General features: G+C 73.7%; 10 protein-coding genes. 8 read left to right on the top strand and 2 right to left on the bottom strand.

Translation table 11 applies throughout. The annotated features are described in order from the left end of the window. The first annotated feature begins 7 nt into the window (after positions 1–7). The 6 genes from ACZ6QQ_RS29550 (at position 8) to ACZ6QQ_RS29575 (ending at position 11575) form a co-directional block, all read left to right on the top strand. Entirely contained in the window at positions 8–2071 is a 2064-nt protein-coding gene (locus tag ACZ6QQ_RS29550; RefSeq protein WP_465880716.1) for a glycerophosphodiester phosphodiesterase family protein, read from the top strand. Between the two features lie 98 nt (positions 2072–2169). Beyond that, positions 2170–4083 carry a glycosyltransferase family 2 protein gene (locus ACZ6QQ_RS29555; RefSeq protein ID WP_465880717.1) on the top strand — a complete coding sequence of 638 codons (1914 nt, stop codon included), beginning with the start codon at positions 2170–2172 and terminating at the stop codon, positions 4081–4083. Positions 4084–4182: 99 nt separating this feature from the next. Next, on the top strand, positions 4183–7038 hold the full coding sequence (locus tag ACZ6QQ_RS29560; RefSeq protein WP_465880719.1) for a DUF5691 domain-containing protein: 2856 nt from the start codon (positions 4183–4185) through the stop codon (positions 7036–7038). Next, a complete protein-coding gene (locus tag ACZ6QQ_RS29565) occupies positions 7035–8096 on the top strand; it encodes an ATP-binding protein (RefSeq protein WP_465880720.1) in 1062 nt (353 codons plus the stop codon). Before ACZ6QQ_RS29560 ends, ACZ6QQ_RS29565 begins: the two co-directional genes overlap by 4 nt. Further along, the gene (locus tag ACZ6QQ_RS29570) at positions 8089–10413 is read left to right on the top strand and encodes a DUF5682 family protein (RefSeq protein ID WP_465880721.1); all 2325 of its coding nucleotides are present in this window, start codon (positions 8089–8091) and stop codon (positions 10411–10413) included. The genes ACZ6QQ_RS29565 and ACZ6QQ_RS29570 overlap by 8 nt, the downstream gene beginning before the upstream one ends. Beyond that, positions 10400–11575, top strand: a complete 1176-nt coding sequence (locus ACZ6QQ_RS29575; protein ID WP_465880723.1) for a VWA domain-containing protein — start codon at positions 10400–10402, stop codon at positions 11573–11575. Before ACZ6QQ_RS29570 ends, ACZ6QQ_RS29575 begins: the two co-directional genes overlap by 14 nt. 163 nt (positions 11576–11738) lie before the next feature. Here the strand turns inward: ACZ6QQ_RS29575 and ACZ6QQ_RS29580 are convergent, their stop codons facing one another. Continuing rightward, positions 11739–13973, bottom strand: a complete 2235-nt coding sequence (locus ACZ6QQ_RS29580; RefSeq protein WP_465880725.1) for a SulP family inorganic anion transporter — start codon at positions 13971–13973, stop codon at positions 11739–11741. A gap of 598 nt (positions 13974–14571) precedes the next feature. Here ACZ6QQ_RS29580 and ACZ6QQ_RS29585 point away from each other — a divergent pair. Both ACZ6QQ_RS29585 and ACZ6QQ_RS29590 read left to right on the top strand, forming a co-directional pair. Further along, positions 14572–16422, top strand: coding sequence for a PAS domain-containing protein (locus ACZ6QQ_RS29585; RefSeq protein WP_465880727.1), 1851 nt, complete (start codon positions 14572–14574; stop codon positions 16420–16422). Positions 16423–16539: 117 nt separating this feature from the next. Further along, positions 16540–17214 (top strand): TNT domain-containing protein, encoded by a 675-nt coding sequence (locus ACZ6QQ_RS29590; protein WP_465880729.1) that lies wholly within the window; start codon positions 16540–16542, stop codon positions 17212–17214. A gap of 59 nt (positions 17215–17273) precedes the next feature. Here ACZ6QQ_RS29590 and gndA read toward each other — a convergent pair whose 3' ends face one another. Next, a complete protein-coding gene (gene gndA, locus ACZ6QQ_RS29595; RefSeq protein ID WP_465880730.1) occupies positions 17274–18740 on the bottom strand; it encodes an NADP-dependent phosphogluconate dehydrogenase in 1467 nt (488 codons plus the stop codon). Positions 18741–18772 lie beyond the last annotated feature (32 nt).

The raw sequence follows: 18772 nt of genomic DNA on the forward strand, positions 1-18772 counted from the left end.
CCCGCACATGGCCCTCAACCGATGGCGCAAGGCCGCCGTCGCCACCATCGCGGCGGTCACCGTCCTCAGCGGACTGCCCGCCACCGCCGGGTACGCCGACGGCCGGTCGAAGCCGGGCCGGCCGGGCAGCTTCGACCTGCAGGCCCACCGGGGCGGACTCGGTCTGCGGGTGGAGAACACCCTCGCGTCGTTCGGCAACGCCCTCCAACTCGGCGTGAGCACCCTCGAACTCGACGTGCAGATCACCGAGGACGGCCGGGCCGTGGTCACCCACGACCGGCGGGTCAGCGGCACCAAGTGCGTCGACACCGCCCCGGTGACCAGCGGCGACCCGGGCTTCCCGTACGTCGGCAAATACGTCAACACCCTCACCCTGGCCCAGGTGCGTACGCTCGACTGCGGTAGCCGGACGCTGGCCGACAAGCCCGGACAGCTGGCCGTACCGGGCTCCCGGATGCCGCTGCTGAGCGAGGTGTTCGCGCTGGTCAAGCGCTACGGTGCCGACCGGGTCAAGCTCAACGTCGAGACCAAGGTGGAGGCCGGGGCACCGAGCGAGACCGCGCCCCGGGAACAGTTCGTCGAGATCACCGCACGCGAGATCCGGGCCGCCGGCCTGCTCGGGCAGGTCACCATCCAGAGCTTCGACTGGGGTGCCCTGCGGCTGATGCGCCGGGTCGAGCCCCGGCTGCCGCTGGTCGCGCTGACCAACTACGACTTCCTCCAGACCGGTCAACCGGGCGCCTCCCCGTGGCTGGGCGGCCTCGACATCGACGACTTCGGCGGCGACCCGATCCGGGCGATCAGGACCTTCGGCGCGACCGCCTTCTCGCCGGTGCACGGCTTCCCGCAGAACGGCAAGGTCGGTGATCCGGGCTACCGGCCGTACGTGACCGCCGAGATGGTCCGGCACGCGCACCGAAACGGCATCGAGGTGGTGCCGTGGACGGTGGACGACGTGCCGACGATGAGCAAACTGATCGACGACGGGGTGGACGGGATCATCACCGACTATCCCGACCTGCTCCGTGGCCTGCTGCAACGGCGCGGCCTCGCCCTGCCCCGGACGTACGCCTCGCCGTTCGACATCCAGGCTCACCGGGGCGGGCGGGCGGTACGGCCGGAGAACACCCTGCCCGCGTTCTCGTACGCGCTGGCGAACCCGGCGATCTCCACCCTCGAACTCGACACCGGCGTGACCCGTGACGGGGAACTCGTGGTGCTGCACGACCGCACCGTCAACGGCTCGCACTGTCTCGACACCGCACCGGCCCACCCCGGCGACCCGCAGTACCCGTACGTCGGCAAGCTGGTCCGGGACCTGACGCTGCGCCAGCTCAAGACCCTCGACTGCGGCACGAAGACGCTGCCGGAACTGCCCCGCCAGGTGCCCGCGCCGGGAGCCCGGATCCCGACCCTGGACGAGGTCTTCGACCTGGTCCGCGCCAGCGGCCGGACCGACGTGTCGCTGAACATCGAGACGAAGATCAGCCCGTTGGTGGCGGACACGGTGACGTACCCGGTCTTCACCACGAAACTGGTACGGGCGATCGAGCGGGCGAGGTTCGTCGACCGGGTCACCATCCAGTCGTTCGACTGGCGGACCATCACGCTGGCCCGCTCGCTCAACCGGAAGATCGAGACGGTGGCGCTGGTCTGGCAGTACGGGCCGACCGAGTGCGCCTCGCTGGCCGACGAGTGCTCGCTGCGGGCGGACTACGACGATGCCTCGGTCAAGAGCCCGTGGACCGCTGGCCTGGACTGGTGGCGTTTCCGCGACCTGGGCAAGCTGGTACGCGCCAGTGGCGCCGGCACCGTCTCGGCGAACTGGCAGGTGCACGACCCGGACCAGCCGACGGTCGTCTCGCCCGACTGGTACCTGCGCCGGGACCCGAGCTACTTCCACGGGCCGACGGTGGAGGTGTTGCAGCGCCGCGACGGGCTGAAGGTGGTGCCGTACACGGTGGACGATCCGGCGCTGATGCAGCGGGTGATCGACCTCGGGGTGGACGGGATCATCACCGACGACCCGGACACGTTGATCGGGGTGGCGGTCCGCAACGGCCTGCGCTGAGCGTTCGCGGGCGCCGGTCGACCGATCGGCGCCCGCGAAGGGGTTCCGTCGTGCCGCGTAGCATGGTTCGACGGTCACCGATCAAAACAGGATGAGGCATGTCGAAAGCCGCAACTGGGGGCACGAACTCGGCCGGTACGTGGCGACTGGTCAACGGTCCGCCGCCGGCGCTCAGCGAGCGGTTGGGCCGCCTCGTCGGCCTGCGGACACTGCGGTTTCCCGGATCGCGCGGCGTGCTGGTCGTCGCCGGGACACCGGACCGGTTGCACGACCTGCTGCACGCCTATCCCGGGGCGCTGACACCGACCACCCGCGCCCGGATCGTCGTCGTCTACTGGCGATCGCCGCGCGCCGGCTGGTCCGGTCGGGTCGGCCCGCTGGACCACCTGGTCCGGCACCGGGTCGCCCTGCCCTCCAGGGGACGCGGCCCGGCCACCGTCCGGCTCCGGCTGCGCCACCCGGCCCCGCTGCGCGACATCGTGCGCGGGGCGGTGGAGGCGCTCGGCCCGACCCGCCCGCTGCCCGCCCCGGTGAGCGCGAACCTCACCGGGCAGGGCGGGCTGCCGGCGTACCTGCCGACACAACCCGGCACCACCGTCGTGCCCGACGCGCTGCCGCTCAGCTCCGACATCCGGGCCCATGACGTCGTCCTGCGCGACCCGGCCATGGCCGAGCCGGGCGGGCCGGCACAGGACCACCCGTACGCGGTGGCGGTGCCGGCCGGTCGGCACGACGTGACGGTCCCCGGTGGCGGGACCGTGGTGCTGGTGGACGCCCGCCGGATCAACCCGAGAGGGCGCCGGGCCGGGGCGTACCAGCCCGAGGCGGCGACCGTACGGCTCGAACTGGACCCGCGCGGCCGGGCGGCCCGACGGGCCCGCAGCGAGGCCGACCGGCATCCGCTGGTCGGGCCCGGACTCGACGCGGCGACCCTGGCGACGTTGCGGCAGGTCGGGGTGGTGGACTGCGCTGCGTTGACCGACGAGCGGCCGGTCGAGACGGCGGCCCTGCTGGTCCAGTTGGCGATGACCGGTGCGGTGCTGCGGGTGCCGGCGCTGCCGCCCCGCGTCGCCGGGCTGATCCGACCCGAACTGCGGGACCTGCTGACCCGTCCGCTGCCGGCCGGCGATCCGCTGGCGTTGGAGGCGCGCAGCGTACGCCAGCGCCGGGCCGCGCTGCGCGGCCACGCCGCCGGCTTCGCGCTGCCGGCGGTGACCGCCGAGGCCCTGCCGGAACTGGCGCGCCCGCCGTCGGTCAGCGCGATCCTGGCCACCCGACGGGCGGACATGCTGGCCGGTGCGGTCCGGGCGATCGTCGACCAGACCTACCCGGAGCTGGAACTCGTCCTCTGCCTGCACGGCATCGACCTGCCGGCCGAGGTGGCGGCGCTGCTGGCCGAATCCGGCCGCCCGTACGAGATCGTCCGGGTGGCGGGCAGCACCGGATTCGGTGCCGCGCTCGGCGAGGCGACCCGGCGGGCCCGGGGCAGCCTGGTGACCAAGTTCGACGACGACGACAGCTACGGCGTCGAGCACGTCTGGGACCTGGTGCTGGCCCGGCACTACTCCGGAGCCACCCTGGTCGGCAAGGGTGCCGAGTTCGTCTTCCTGGAGACCCTCGGCACCACCGTACGGCGCCCGGCCGGCGTGCCCGAGTCCGACGGCGAGGTGGTCGCCGGTGGCACCATGCTGCTCGCCAAGGGGGATCTCGAAGCGGTCGGCGGCTGGCGGCCGGTGCCCCGGTCGGTCGACTACGGCGTGCTCGAACGGCTGCGCCGCGACGGCGCGGTGATCTACCGGACCCATCCGTTCGGCTACGTGTACCACCGCCGCGAGGCCGGCCACACCTGGGATCCGGGGCAGCAGTACTTCCTCGACACCGCGTTCGCCCGCTGGCCGCAGATCCCGGTCGAGGCGTTCGCCGACCCGCAACCGGCGGGCGCCGGACCGGTGTCGGACCTGCCGGTGGGGGAGCCCGCTCCGGGTTTCGACGCCGTCCACGGTGGAGCGTAGCCGCCCCGACCGGGGTCGGGAGCGACGAGCGCAACGGCGGGTGAACAGGCCCATCGGTACGCCCACCGAAGTGTCGGACCGGGTCTCTAGAGTGCCGCTGTGCCAATCGAACCGTGGTCCAACGCACAGGTGCTCGCGCTGGCTCCCGACCCCAGTTCCGCCAAGGGGGCGCGCAGCGTCAGCGGTGCGGCGAAGTGGTCCGCCACCGGCCTGGACGGTGACGTGCTCTGGGGGCTGTGCCGGGGCAGCGGCAGCAACCCGTACCAGGCCTGTGTCGATCTGACCGAGCCGGCGTACCGGTGCTCCTGCCCCAGCCGCAAGTTTCCCTGCAAGCACGCGCTCGGTCTGCTCCTGCTCTGGTCCGGCGGCGGGGTGACCGAGCAGGCCGCGCCCGAGTGGGTGGCGGAATGGCAGGCCCGGCGCTCGGCCCGGGCCGCCACCACCGCCGCCAGGCGGGCGCAGGCCGGACCGGTCGACGAGGCCGCCGCGCAGAAACGGGCCGGAGTGCGGGCCGACCGGGTCGCCGCCGGCCTGGTCGAGCTGGGCCGGTGGGTGACCGACCAGGTGAGCCAGGGACTCGCCGGCGCCCAGCGCACCGGCTCCGGCCCGTTCACCGCGATGGCGGCCCGGCTGGTGGACGCGCAGGCCCCGGCGGCGGCCGGCACCGTGCGGCGCCTCGGTGAGGTGGTCGGCGTCGGCCCGGACTGGGCCGACCGGCTCCTCGGCGAACTGGCCCTGCTGCGCCTGCTGACCGCCGGGTACGCCCGGATCGACGACCTGCCGGCGGATCTCGCCGCCACCGTCCGTACCCGGATCGGCATCCCGGTGTCGACCGAGGAGGTGCTCGCCGGCCCCGCGCAGCGCGACCACTGGTTGGTGCTCGGCCAGGTCGACCTGCCCGACGAACGGCTGGTCGCCCGCCGGACCTGGCTGTACGGCACCACCTCCGGGCGGTTCGCCCTGCTGCTGGCGTTCGCCGCACCCGGTCAGGCCCTCCCGGCGGACGTGGTGCCGGGAACCGTGCTCGACGCCGACCTGTGCTGGTATCCGGGCGCGTTCGCGCAGCGGGCCCTGCTCGCCCGCCGGCACGGCACCCGGCCCGCCGGGGCACCGGCCGGGGCGATGCCGGTCCGGGCGGCGCTGGCCGGCTGGACCGCCGCCCTCGCCGCCGAACCCTGGTGCGAACAGGTCGGCATGCTGCTGGCCGACGTGGTGCCGACCGGTGACGGGTACCTGGTCGACGCGGCCGGCGACGCGGTGGCGCTGCGCCCCGGCGACGACCCGCCGTGGTGGTTGCTGGCCGCCGCCGGAGGCCGCCCGGTCCCGGTCGCCGGTGAATACTCCGCCGCCGGGTTCCGTCCGCTGGCCGCCTGGCCGGACGGGGAGTACCTGCCCGCCCCGGCCCGCACCGGCGGCGACCGACCGCCCGCGCAGCTCCCGCCGGACCTGGTCTCCGCCGCGCTGATCGGCACCGACCGCCGGCCGTTCACCGCCGCCACGGTCGATCTCGGCGGGCGGGCGATGCCGGTCGTCCCCGGCGGTGAACCGGCGACGTCCCTGCTGGACACCGCCGCGGCGGCCTGGACCTACCGGCGGGCGGCGGCCGCGGCCGAGGTTGGCCGCCGACCGGTCGACGTCGCACCGCCGGAGAGCCGCCCCACCGTTGCGGCCCCGGCCGCCCGCCGGCTCGCCACGCTGCTGGCCGGCGGCGGCCCCGGCGGCGGCGACCTGGCCCACCGGCTGCTCGGCGGGTGGCTGCACACGGCCGCGCAACGCGGCTACCTCGCCCCGGCGCACACCCTGCCCGCGCTGCTGGACAGCGGCCGGCGCAGCAGTGCGCTGCGGCCCGCGCTCGCCGTCGTCGCCGGTCGGCGGGGCGGCTGGCTCGCCGCCCGCAACGACGACTGGGCCTACCTGCTGGGCGAGGCGACCGCCGACCCGGACCCGGCCGACTGGGCCACCGGCACCCCCGGTGAGCGGCTCGCCCACCTGGTCGCGCTCCGGGGCACCGACCCGGCCGCCGGCCTCGACCTGCTCAGCTCGGTGTTCGACGACGAGGCGCCCGAGGACCGGGTCCGGTTCGTCGGCGCCCTCGCCACCGGCCTGTCCGACCGGGACGAGCCCCTGCTCGAACGGGCCCTCGACGACCGGCGCAAGGAGGTACGCGAGGCCGCCGCCCGGCTGCTCGGCACTCTGGCCGGCTCGGCGCTGCGGCAGCGGATGGCCGCCCGTGCCCTCGGTTACGTCCGGCTCGACCAGGGGCGGTTGACGGTCACCCCGCCGACCGAGTGCGACGCCGGGATGCGTCGCGACGGCGTACCGGCCAAGCCGCCACGCGGGATCGGCACCGGGGCGTGGCTGTTGGGCGAGGTGGTCGCGCGTACGCCGCTGGAAACCTGGTCCGCCGCGTACGGACTGCCGGCCGACGAGGTGCTGGCCCTGCCGGTGGCCGACGACTGGGGTCCGGTGCTGCACAAGGGGCTGGCCCGAGCGGCGGTGCTGCAACGGGACCCGGTCTGGGTGACCCTGCTCGCCGACGAGATGTCCCGACCGGTGAACAAGGACCTCGACCCGTACGACGAGCAGTTGGCGGCGCAGTTGTACGAGGCGCTCTCCCCGGCCGACCTGGCCGGGTACGCGGCGGCCGGGCTGCGCCGGGACCCGAGCCGGGCGCTGCGGGTGGTCGAACTGCACCCCGGCCCGTGGCCCGAGCCGCTCGCCGACGCGGTGCTCGACGCGATCGCCGTCCTGGCCCGGGGTGAGCGGACCACCTGGCACACCGGTGAGCTGTGCCGCGTCGCCGCGACGGCGATGCCACCGTCCTACGCCGCGCGGGTGGCCGAACTGGCCGACACGATCCGGCGGGACAACCCCGACAACCGGCACGACGGGACCATCACCCGGCTCGCCACCACCCTGACCTTTCGCCACGAGATGTACGAGGAGCTGCGATGACCGCCCTGCGCCCGCACGCCGAGCAACTGTTCGCCGAGGAACTGGCGGCGCTCGCCGGCGCCGACGACCGACCCCGGCCGCCCGGCTGGCGGCTGTCGCCGCAGGCGGTGGTGACGTACCTGCTCGGCGACGGCGCCAAGATCACCCCGAAGTACGTCGGCCCGCGCCGGCTGATGGAGGTGGCGGTGGCGACGCTGGCCACCGACCGGGCACTGCTCCTGCTCGGGGTGCCCGGCACCGCCAAGACCTGGGTCTCCGAGCACCTCGCGGCGGCCATCTCCGGCGACTCCACCCTGCTGGTCCAGGGCACCGCCGGCACCGCCGAGGAGGCCATCCGGTACGGCTGGAACTACGCCCGGCTGCTCGCCGAGGGCCCGTCCCCGGCCGCCCTGGTGCCGAGCCCGGTGCTGCGGGCGATGGAGACCGGCGCCATCGCCCGGGTGGAGGAACTGACCCGGGTCCCGTCCGACGTGCAGGACACGCTGATCACCATCCTGTCGGAGAAGACCCTGCCGGTGCCGGAGCTGGCCAGCGAGGTGCAGGCGGTGAAGGGTTTCAACATCATCGCCACCGCGAACGACCGGGACCGGGGTGTCAACGAGCTCTCCAGCGCGTTGCGCCGTCGCTTCAACACCGTCGTCCTGCCGGTGCCCGCCTCCGCCGACGAGGAGGTCGACATCGTCGCCCGGCGGGTCGCGCAACTCGGCCGTTCGCTCGAACTGCCCGAGGTGCCACCCGCGCTGGAGGAGATCCGCCGGGTGGTCACGGTCTTCCGCGAGCTGCGCAGCGGCCTCACCGAGGACGGCCGGACCAAGGTGAAGTCACCCACCGGCACCCTGTCCACCGCCGAGGCGATCTCCGTGGTCACCAACGGCTGGGCGCTCGCCGCCCACTTCGGGGACGGGGTGCTCCGACCCGGCGACGTGGCCGCCGGCATTCTCGGCGCCGTGGTCAAGGACCCGAGCAGTGACCCGGTGGTCTGGCGCGAGTACCTGGAGACCGTGGTCCGCGAACGCGAGGGTTGGACCGCCTTCTACCGCGCCGCCCGCGATGCCTGAGCGTTTCTACGGGGTACGCCACCACGGTCCCGGATCCGCTCGGGCGGTGCTGGCGGCGCTGACGGAGCAGCGCCCCGACCTGCTGCTGATCGAGGGCCCGCCGGAGGCCGACGACCTGGTCCGGTGGGTCGCCGACGAGGGGCTGGAGCCGCCGGTGGCGCTGCTCGGCTACGCCGCCGACGACCCGCGCCGGGCGGCGTACTGGCCGTTCGCGGTCTTCTCCCCGGAGTGGCAGGCGATCCGCTGGGCGGCGGAGCACGGCGTGCCGGTGCGCTTCTTCGACCTGCCGTACGCGTACCGCCTGGGCGCCACCGACGGGGCGGACGAGCCGACGGGTGCCGACGACGGCACCGGGGTCGACGGCGGCACCGGCATCGACGGGCCGTTCGACAGCGACGGCGACAGCGAGGCCGGTGACGAACCGGAGCAGCCGGTCCGGCCGGTCGACCCGATCGGCGAACTCGCCACCGCCGCCGGCTACGACGACCCCGAGCGCTGGTGGGAGGACGTGGTCGAGCACCGGGGCGCACCGGCCTTCGAGGCGATCGGGGAGGCGATGGCCGCGATCCGAGCCGAGTCCCCGGAGGACCCGGACGACCTGCTCCGCGAGGCGTACATGCGCGGGGTGCTGCGCGAGGCCCGCAAGAGTCACCGCAACCTCGCCGTCGTCTGCGGCGCGTGGCACGTGCCGGCGCTGACCGCCACCGTGCCGGCCAGCCACGACACCGCCCTGCTCAAGGGGCGGCGCAAGACGAAGGTCACCTTCACCTGGGTGCCGTGGACGTACGGCCGGCTCGCCTCCTGGCAGGGCTACGGCGCCGGGGTGACCTCCCCCGGCTGGTACCACCACCTGTTCACCACCAGCGACGAGGTGGTGCCGCGCTGGCTGGTCGCCGCCGCCGGAGTGCTCCGCGCCGAGGGGGTGCCGACCTCCTCCGCGCACGTCATCGAGGCGGTTCGGCTGGCCGAGGCCCTCGCCACCATCCGGGGCCGCCCGCTGGCCGGGCTCGCCGAGCTGACCGAGGCGACCCGTGCGGTCATCTGCGAGGGCGACGACCTGCGACTGAACCTGGTCGACCGGCAACTCGTGGTCGGCGAGCGGCTCGGGTCGGTGCCCGACGACATGCCGGCCGTACCGCTCGCTCGCGACCTGGCCGCCCAGCAGCGGACCCTGCGGCTCAAACCGGAGGCGCTCGACCGGGAGCTCGATCTCGACCTGCGCAAGGAGACCGACCTGGGTCGCAGCCGGTTGCTGCACCGGCTCCGGTTGCTCGGCATCGCGTGGGGCGAGACGACCCGTGGCAGGCAGGGCAAGGGCACCTTCCGGGAGAGCTGGCGGCTGCGGTGGTCACCCGAGTTCGCGATCGCCGTGGTCGAGGCCGGGGCGCACGGCACCACCGTCCGGGGTGCCGCCACCGCGAAGATCACCGCCGCCGCCCGCGACGCGCAGGCGCTCGCCGAGGTGACCCCGCTGGTGGAGAGCTGCCTGCTGGGTGACCTCACCGACGCGTACCCGGCCGTGCTGCGGGCCCTGCACCACCGAGCCGCTCTCGACGCCGACGTGACCCGACTGATGGCGGCGGTGCCGGCCCTGGCCCGTACGCTGCGCTACGGCGACGTCCGGGGGACCGAGCTGGGCCCCCTGCGTACCGTGACCGCGAGCCTGCTGGTCCGGATCTGCGTCGGACTGCCACCGGCCGTACGGTCGCTCTCCGACGACGCCGCCCGGACGATGCGCGACCATGTCGACGCCGTGCACGCCGCGATCGGACTGCTCGACGAGCCCGACCTGCGGGGCCGCTGGCTCGACACCCTGGCCGGCGTCGCCGCCCGGGACACCGAGGCGCACGCCGGCCCGGAGCAGGGTATCCACGGCCTGGTCGTCGGCCGGCTGACCCGGATCCTGCACGACGCGCAGCGGCTCGACGCCGCCGAGACCCGGCGCCGGATGGGTCTGGTGCTCACCCCCGGCACACCACCGGCGCAGGCGGCGCAGTGGATCGAGGGCTTCCTCGCCGGGGGCGGGCTGCTCTTCGTCCACGACTCGGCCCTGCTCGCCCTGGTCGACGAGTGGTTGACCGGCATCGACCCGGAGGCGTTCACCGATGTGCTGCCGCTGCTGCGGCGGACCTTCGGCGCGTTCGCCGCACCGGAGCGACGGGCCATCGGCGAGCGGGTACGCGGCGACCGGCCCGACGCCGGTACGCCGGCCGGCGCGCTGCCCATCGACCACGACCGTGCCGCCCTGGTCCTGCCCACCCTGGCCGCCCTGCTCGGCCACCCGATCGTGTTGGGGGATGTCCGTGGACCCGAATGAGGAGCGGCTGCGGCGGTGGCGGTTGGTGCTCGGCGGGGCCGCCGGGCCCTCATGCGGGCAACCATCCGGCTCGGACGCCGGGATGGACGCCGCGCTGGCCGCCCTCTACGACAGTGACGGGCCGGACGGCGACGGGACCGACGACGGGCGCCCCCGGCAGCGGTCGGCCGGACTCTCCGCCTCGGCGCCCCGGGTCGCCCGCTGGCTCGGTGACATCCGGGAATACTTCCCCAGCACCGTCGTGCAGGTGATGCAGGCCGACGCGATCGAGCGACTCAACCTCACCGGCCTGCTGCTCGAACCGGAGATGCTCACCGCGGTCGAGCCCGACGTGCACCTGGTCGGCACGCTGCTCTCGCTCAACCGGGTGATGCCGGACAAGACCAAGGACCTGGCCCGCCAGGTGGTCCGCCGGGTGGTCGAGGAGTTGGAGCGGCGGGTCGCGCAGCGCACCGTGGCCGCGGTGAGTGGCGCGTTGAACCGGGCCACCCGGATCAACCGGCCCCGGCACGCCGACATCGACTGGGACCGTACGATCCGGGCGAACCTGAAGCACTACCAGCCGGAATACCGCACCGTCGTGCCCGAGCGGCTGATCGGGTACGGCCGGCGTACCTCGGCGGTGCAGCGGGACGTCTTCCTCTGCGTCGACCAGTCCGGCTCGATGGCGGCGTCGGTGGTGTACTCCGGCGTCTTCTCCGCCGTGCTCGCCTCGATGCGGTCGCTGCGTACCTCGCTGGTGGTCTTCGACACCGCCGTCGTCGACCTCACCGAGCAGCTCAGCGATCCGGTGGAGGTGCTGTTCGGCACCCAGCTCGGCGGCGGCACCGACATCAACCGGGCGATCGGCTACTGCCAGGGCCTGATCACCCGTCCCCGGGACAGCATCTTCGTGCTGATCAGCGACCTCTACGAGGGCGGTGTGCGGGCCGAGATGCTGCGCCGGGTGGCGGCGATGGTCGAGGCCGGTGTGCAGGTGGTGGTGCTGTTGGCGCTCTCCGACGAGGGCGCCCCGGCCTACGACCACGAGAACGCGGCGGCGCTCGCCGCGCTCGGCGTGCCGGCGTTCGCGTGCACCCCGGACGCCTTCCCGGACCTGATGGCGGCGGCGATCGAGCGACGCGACCTACGCGCGTTCGCGGAGCGTTTCGCCGGCCGATGAGCGGCAGACCGGTTGGTCGGGGTCCGGGTCGCCGGCGGCCGGGTCGAGGTCGCGGGCGAGTACGTCGTCCACCGTCTCGGCCCGTACCACGCATTCGGCAGGAGAGGCCGCGAGGACGGTCGGGTGCGGGCGGGCGGCGCCCGCCGGTTCGGTGGACGTCGGTTCAGAGGGGCAGTGGTCGGCGGGCACCGTTGTCGGCGTCGACCAGGTACATCCGCGCCTCGTGCAGGTCGAAGTAGAGGCCGACCAGGGTGAGCTGTTCGGCCTCCAGGCGTCGCCGGACACTCGGATAGGTTTGCAGGTTGGCGAGCTGTTGGGCGACGTTGGCCAGGGCCTGGCGTTCCAGCGCGGCCGGGTTGTCGGCCGGCCCGGTCGGGCCCCGGGGCGGTGGCGGCACCGGTCCGCGCCGCTCGTCGCGGCGCCCACCGAGGCGTACGTGGCTGAGCCAGGAGCCGAGGTGCGACTCGCGGGCGACACCGCCGCCCAGGACCGCCCGCATCGCCCCGCAGTCGGAGTGCCCGCAGACGGTGATGGTGGACACCTGGAGCACGTCGGTCGCGTACTCGATGGCGGCGCCGACGCTGTGGTCGCCGGGGGTGCCGTGCCGGGGCACGATGTTGCCGATGTTGCGCAGGCAGAACAGGTCGCCGGGTCCGCTGGAGGTGACCAGGTTGGGGACCAGTCGGGAGTCGGCGCAGGTGATGAAGAGTTCGTCGGGGCGCTGCCCGTCGCGGGCCAGTGCGGTCAGGTAGGGCCGGACCAGCGGGGCCACCCGCCGCTCGAACTCCCGTACGCCGACCAGCATGTTGTCGCCGATCTCGCCGCTCGTCGGGGCGTCGGGTGCGTCGGCGGCCGGGGGCGTGGCGTCGGGCCGGGCCGGTGGTGCCGCACCGGCCTGCCAGTGCGACCACGGGGCGAGCCAGCGCGGCAGCCGATCGGGCAGGGTCTTGCGGTTGCCGAGACGGTCGCGTACCGCCCGGTCGAACCAGCCGTCCAGCGCCTCCTCGACCCGCACCTGGCCACCGTTGCGTTCGTAGCCGGCCCGCCAGTGCTGGATCACCGCGAAGGCGGCGTGGTCGAGGAAGTCCAGGCGCAGTTCCAGGTGGACCCGCCCACCCGGCGGCAGCCGCCGCAGTTCCTGGTTGAGTCGTCCGGCGCCGAGGAAGAGCAGGGTCCCGGTGATCTGCACCAGCCACTCGTCGGGGCCGTGCCGGTCGACGTCGATCCGCCAGTGGGTGAGTCGGTACAGCGCCGCGACCAGGGCCACCGCCATGCCGAGCAGGACGCCGGTGACCAGGTCGAGGAAGACCACCCCGGCGACCGTGACCGCGTACGCGGGGAACTCCCGGTGCCGCATCAGGTCGCGGACGTGCGCGATGCTGATCAGCCGCAGGCCGACGATCACCAGCACCCCGGCGAGCGCGGACATCGGGATCAGTTCGAGCACGCTGGCCAGGAGCAACGCGAAGACGGCGATCCAGAGCCCGTGCAGGATCGCCGAGGCGCGGGTCCGGGCCCCGGCCTCCACGTTCGCCGAGCTGCGGACGATCACGCCGGTGACGGGCAGGCCGCCGAGGGCGCCGGAGGCGGAGTTCGCCACGCCCTGGGCGATCAGCTCCCGGTCGAGCCGGGCCCGTGGGCCGTCGTGCAGCCGGTCGATCGCGACGGCGGAGAGCAGGGACTCCACGCTGGCGACCACGGCGAGCAGGAGCACCCCGGAGAGGATGTCGGTCAGTGCCGCGTCCGGCCAGGCGGGCATGGTCAGGTAGCCGAGCGGGTCGTCGGGCAGGGCGACCCGGGACAGGTCGAGGTCCAGGCCGGTCGCCAGGGCGGTGGCGACGGCGATGGCGACCAGCGGCGCCGGCAGGTACGACAGCCGTACCAGCCGGGGCCAGAGGAGCAGGACGGCGACCGTGACGACACCGACCAGGACCGCGGCGTCGTGGTAGCCGACGAGTTGGGCGGGCAGTTCGCGCAGGTTCTCCCAGACCGATCGTTGCGGCGCCCCGCCGAGTACGACGTGCAGTTGGCTGAGGGCGATCACGATGCCGATGCCGGCGAGCATGCCGTGCACCACGGCGGGGGAGAGCATCAGCGCGGCCCGGCCGAGCCGGCTGAGCCCGAGGACGATCTGGAGCAGGCCGGCGAGGGTGACCATGGCGGCGGTGGTCGTCCAGCCGTGCCGTAGCACCAGGTCCGCGACGATCACCGAGAGTCCGGCGGCAGGGCCGCTGACCAGCAGCGGGGCGCCGCCGAGGGTGCCGACGACGATCCCGCCGACCACCGCGGCGATGAGGCCGGCGAGTAGTGGTGCGCCCGAGGCCGCGGCGATGCCGAGGGAGAGCGGGACCGCGACGAGGAAGACGACGAACGATGCCGGCAGGTCGTGCCGGAGCACGGTACGCCGTAGACGGGTTGCCCGGTTTCCCTTTGACGGATCCGGGACGGGCGTGGAGGCTGCGCTCTGCGGTTGCCCGGTATCCACCATTTTATCCTCCGGGTCGTGACAAGGCTCGGACAGGATGATGACAAAAATGAGAACTAATGCCGTGTAAGGGTGTGCATGCCGCTCATCGGGCACATTACCGTGCGGACTTGATCGATAACAGTCCGTTGTTTTGTGAGTCGAACAGAGATCGAAAACCGGTGACCTGCGCGCCCAGCGGCGGGATCGATCATCCTTTGTGGACCGGATCGGTAGCCCGGGCGACCGGTACGCGGTGATCACAATGGACGGCGGCGGCGTACGGGCCAGCTCTCGGAGCTCGACGTCGGGCACTCGTCGCCGCGTTCCGCCCGACCGGACCGCGTCTGCGCGGATGGTCGTCACGGTGCTGTGCCCCGCTCCGGCGCGTTCCGTTCCGCCTCCGGGTCCCGTACGGCATAGTCGGTGTCGCGGGAGAACGGATGCGTACGCCCATGCCCGCTGTCGAGGCCGGTGCGACCGGGCACCGTGGATCGGCGGCTGCCCGGCGGCGCGGGTGGGAGGATTCCGGGTGGCGCAGCGCCACATGATCGCCTTCGTCACGTTGATCGCCGCACTCGGACTGGGCATTCTGCTGGTCCCGTCGGCGGCGGCGATCCTCTGGGGGACGATCGGTGCGGGCAGCGTCGCCGCGGTCGGGTACGGCATCCGCCGCTACCGTCCCGCGCGCCCCGCGCCGTGGCTGCTGCTCGGGTCCGGTCTGGCCGTCCTGGCCGCCGGAGACGTGGCGTACGCGATCGCGTCGACCTCCTCGAATGTTGCCGCCCACCTGCTCGCCGACGTCCTGTACGTGGCCCTGTTCCCGTTGCTGACCGCCGCCCTGGTGCAGCTGAGCCGCAGCAGCGCGGTGATCCGGGACCGCTCCGGCCTGACCGACCTGCTCGCGGTGGTGCTCGCCGTCGGACTCGTCGGCTGGACCCAGTTGGTCGCGCCGGCGCTGCCCGGCACCGGGCTCTCCCGGGTCGAGCAGTGTGTGCTGGTCAGCCACGTATTCGGCGCCCTGCTCGTGTTGGTCGTCATGGTCCGGCTGGCGGTCGCGGCGCCGCGCAACGTGGCCGTACTGCTCCTGGTGGTGGGGGCGGCCGGTCTGCTCGCCGCCGACACCGCGTACGCCGTCGCGCAGCTCGGCTCCGGATGGCGACCGGGCGGGCCGGCCGAACTGGGATGGCTCGCCTGCTACCTCGCCTGGGGGGCGGCGGCGCTGCACCCCTCGATGACCCGGCTGACCGCGCGGGTCGAGGCATCGCCGGACGAGACCGGCGCCACCCGGGTGGGCCTGGTGGCACTGGCCAGCCTGGCCGCCCCGGTGGTCCTGCTGGTCGAGGCGGTCGGCGGTACGGTGCCCGACGGTGTGGTGATCGCCGTGGTGGCCGGCCTCGGCACGGTCCTGGTGGTGATCCGGGTGGTCGACGCCCGCAACAAGCACCGGCACGCCGTCCGCCGCGAGCGGCACCTGCGCGAGACCAGCACCAGCCTGGTCGGTGCGACCGGCAGCGCCCAGGTCGGCGAGGCGCTGCGGATGATGGTCGCGCAGATGATGCCGGCCGGTACGCCGCACCGCCTGGTCTTCGCCCGGTACCGGGCGCCGGGCCGGCGGACCGACGACATCGACCTCGTCTGGGTGTCGCAGGTGGACCTGGACCAGCCGCTGCCGACGAACGCCTCCCGGCGGCGCAGTCTGCTGGTCGAGACCCGGCTGCTCCCCGGTGCGCTGCACGAACCGCTGGGCGGGCTGCCGGCGACCATCGTGGCGTCGCTGGCCCCCGGCTCCGGGTCGGTGCCCGGGTCCGGGGGAGCCGCCCTGCTGGTGGCCGCCGACCGGGACACCCTGGTCGCCTCGCGGGACGTCATCGAGGTGGCTGCCGGCCAGGCCACACTCGCCCTGCAACGGCTGGCGGTGACCGGTGCGGCGAACCTGCGGGACCGGGACCGCTACCTGGACCTGGTGGCCGGCGGCACCAGTGACGGCGTGCTGATCGTCGGCGACGACAACCGGCTGGGTTACGCCAATCCGGCCCTGTGGCGGATCCTCGGGATCGAGTCGCAGGCCTTCGCCACCTGGCGGGACATCATCCACCCGGACGACCACGATCAGGTGGAGCGCACCCTGCGTGCCGTACGCGCGGGCGACGAGCCGTCCGGGACGGATCTCCAGTGGACGCTGCGCCGCGCCGACCGCAGTCGGGTGCTGGTCGAGGTGAACTGCCGGCCGTTGCGGGCCGAGCCCGGTCCGCCCGGTGTGTCGATCACCCTGCGCGATGTCACCGCCCAGCGGCGGCGGGAGTGGGACCTGCTCCGGCGCCGGTTGGAGACCACCGCGCCGGGCCTGAACCGGCGCAGCCTGCGACGCCGGTTCCGCTGACCTGGGTGGTGGGTCTCCCCGCGACGGGTGAATTGACGGAAATCCGATAGTTCGCTGGACGACTCTGGGTGATCGTCCAGTTAACTGACCGCGATGTCAGCCCGGTTTGGGGGGTTTATGAAGATCCGTCTGTTCGCCTCCACCGCCCTCGTCGCGGTACTCCTGGTCAACGCGCCGGCACTGCCGGCGTACGCCGGTCCGGTTCCCGCCGTCTCGGCCTGCCGTCCCGGCACACCCGACCAGGCGCCGCCCACCCAGCAGTTCCACAATCCAGCCCGGCCCGAACTCGGACCGGCCGCCCTGCCGGCCGAGCGTCCGGTGGGGCCGCTGCTCTTCGGCTACCAGCGCTTCGGTGGGCTCAGCGAAGCGGAGTTCGTCGCCAGGTACCGGGGCGAGACCGGCTGGACCTACCCACCGGCCGACGGCTTCCTCGTCGTCAACGGCCAGCCGGTCAGGTTCGCCCAGACCCTCTGGGCGGGCAGCCGGGTCGACCGGTTCGGCTATCCCGGCGGCGCCTACCTGGCGCCCGCCCGGACCCTCTTCCTCCAGCGGGCACTGCCGCCGCAGAACCTCAACACCCCGACCGGAACGCCGGCCAGCAACTACCACCTGTACTGCGTCCTGCGGGCGTTCCGGGTCGACTCCGGACCGATCGCACCGTGGTTCGGGCAACTGGGCCTCGGCCTGCAGTACAAACTCGAGGCGCGACACGTACCGAACGCACCCTCGCCGCTCAGCGTCGCCTGGCTGGTCGAGAACGGCTACCTGACGGAGGAGCGGCCGGGCGGGTGACCCGGTGCAGCGACGGCCCGCCGGTGCCGCGGACGCGACAACCGACGGGCCGTCGCCGGTCAGGCCTGCGATTCGGTACGGTCACCGGCCCACAGCGTGTGGAACGAGCCGGGCTGGTCGACCCGCTGGTACGTGTGCGCGCCGAAGTTGTCCCGCAGCCCCTGGATCAGCGCGGCGGGCAGCCGTCCCCGGCGCAGCCCGTCGAAGTACGCCAGCGAGGAGGAGAACGCCGGGGTCGGGATGCCGACCTCGGTGGCGTACCGGACCACCCGCCGCCAGCTCTCGATGCTCTGCGACACGATGTCGGCGAAGTACGGGGCCACCAGCAGCGAGGCCAGCTCGGGGTCGGCGTCGTACGCCTCCCGGATCCGGTTCAGGAACCGGGCCCGGATGATGCAGCCGCCCCGCCAGATGGTGGCCATCGCGCCCGGGTCGATGCCCCAGCCGAACTCGTCGCTGCCGGCCTTGATGTGGTCGAACCCCTGCGCGTACGCGACCACCTTCGAGGCGTACAGCGCCCGCCGGACGTCCTCCACGAACGCGTCCCGGTCACCGATGCTGGCCTTGCCACCGGCGTCGGCGAACAGCTCGCGGGCGGCGGCCCGCTGGTCGGCGTGCCCGGACAGCGAGCGGGCGAAGGTCGCCTCGGCGATACCGGTGATCGGCACGCCCAGGTCCAGCGCGCTCTGCACGGTCCAGCGCCCGGTGCCCTTCTGCTCGGCCTGGTCGAGCACCACGTCGACGAAGGGCTTGCCGGTGGCGGCGTCGGTGTGGCCGAGCACGTCGGCGGTGATCTCGATCAGGAAGGACTCCAGGTCCCCCTCGTTCCAGGTGCGGAAAATCTCGGCGAGCTCGCCCGGCGACGCTCCCAGCCCGTCCCGGAGCAGGTCGTACGCCTCCGCGATGAGCTGCATGTCGGCGTACTCGATGCCGTTGTGCACCATCTTCACGAAGTGCCCGGCACCGTCGGGCCCCACGTGGACGCAGCATGGCTCACCGTCCACCTGCGCGGCGATCGACTCGAAGATCGGGCCGAGCTTGGCGTAGGCCTCCACCGAGCCGCCGGGCATGATGCTCGGGCCGAGCAGCGCCCCCTCCTCGCCGCCGGAGACGCCGGTGCCGACGAAGTGCAGCCCGTGCGCCTTCAGCGTCTCCTCCCGGCGCCGGGTGTCGGCGAAGTGGGCGTTGCCGGCGTCGATGACGATGTCGTCGGTCTCCAACAGCGGGATCAGCTCCTCGATCACCGCGTCCGTCGGGCCACCGGCCTTCACCATCACGATGACGGCGCGCGGGCGGGACAGCGACGACACGAAGTCGGCCATCGACTCGCTCGGTACGAACTCGCCCTCCTGGCCGTGCTCGGCGATCAGGCTCCGGGTCCGGTCCGCCGAGCGGTTGTGCACCGCCACCGGATAGCCGTGCCGGGCCAGGTTGCGGGCCAGGTTGCGACCCATCACACCGAGACCGGTGACCCCGATCTGCGCGCTGCCCGCGGCTGGCTTTCCGAACGCTGCCTGTTCCGCCATTGTTCTCTCCCTCGGTCCGACGTCGGTGACCA

The organism is Micromonospora sp. NPDC049529, assembly GCF_055586685.1.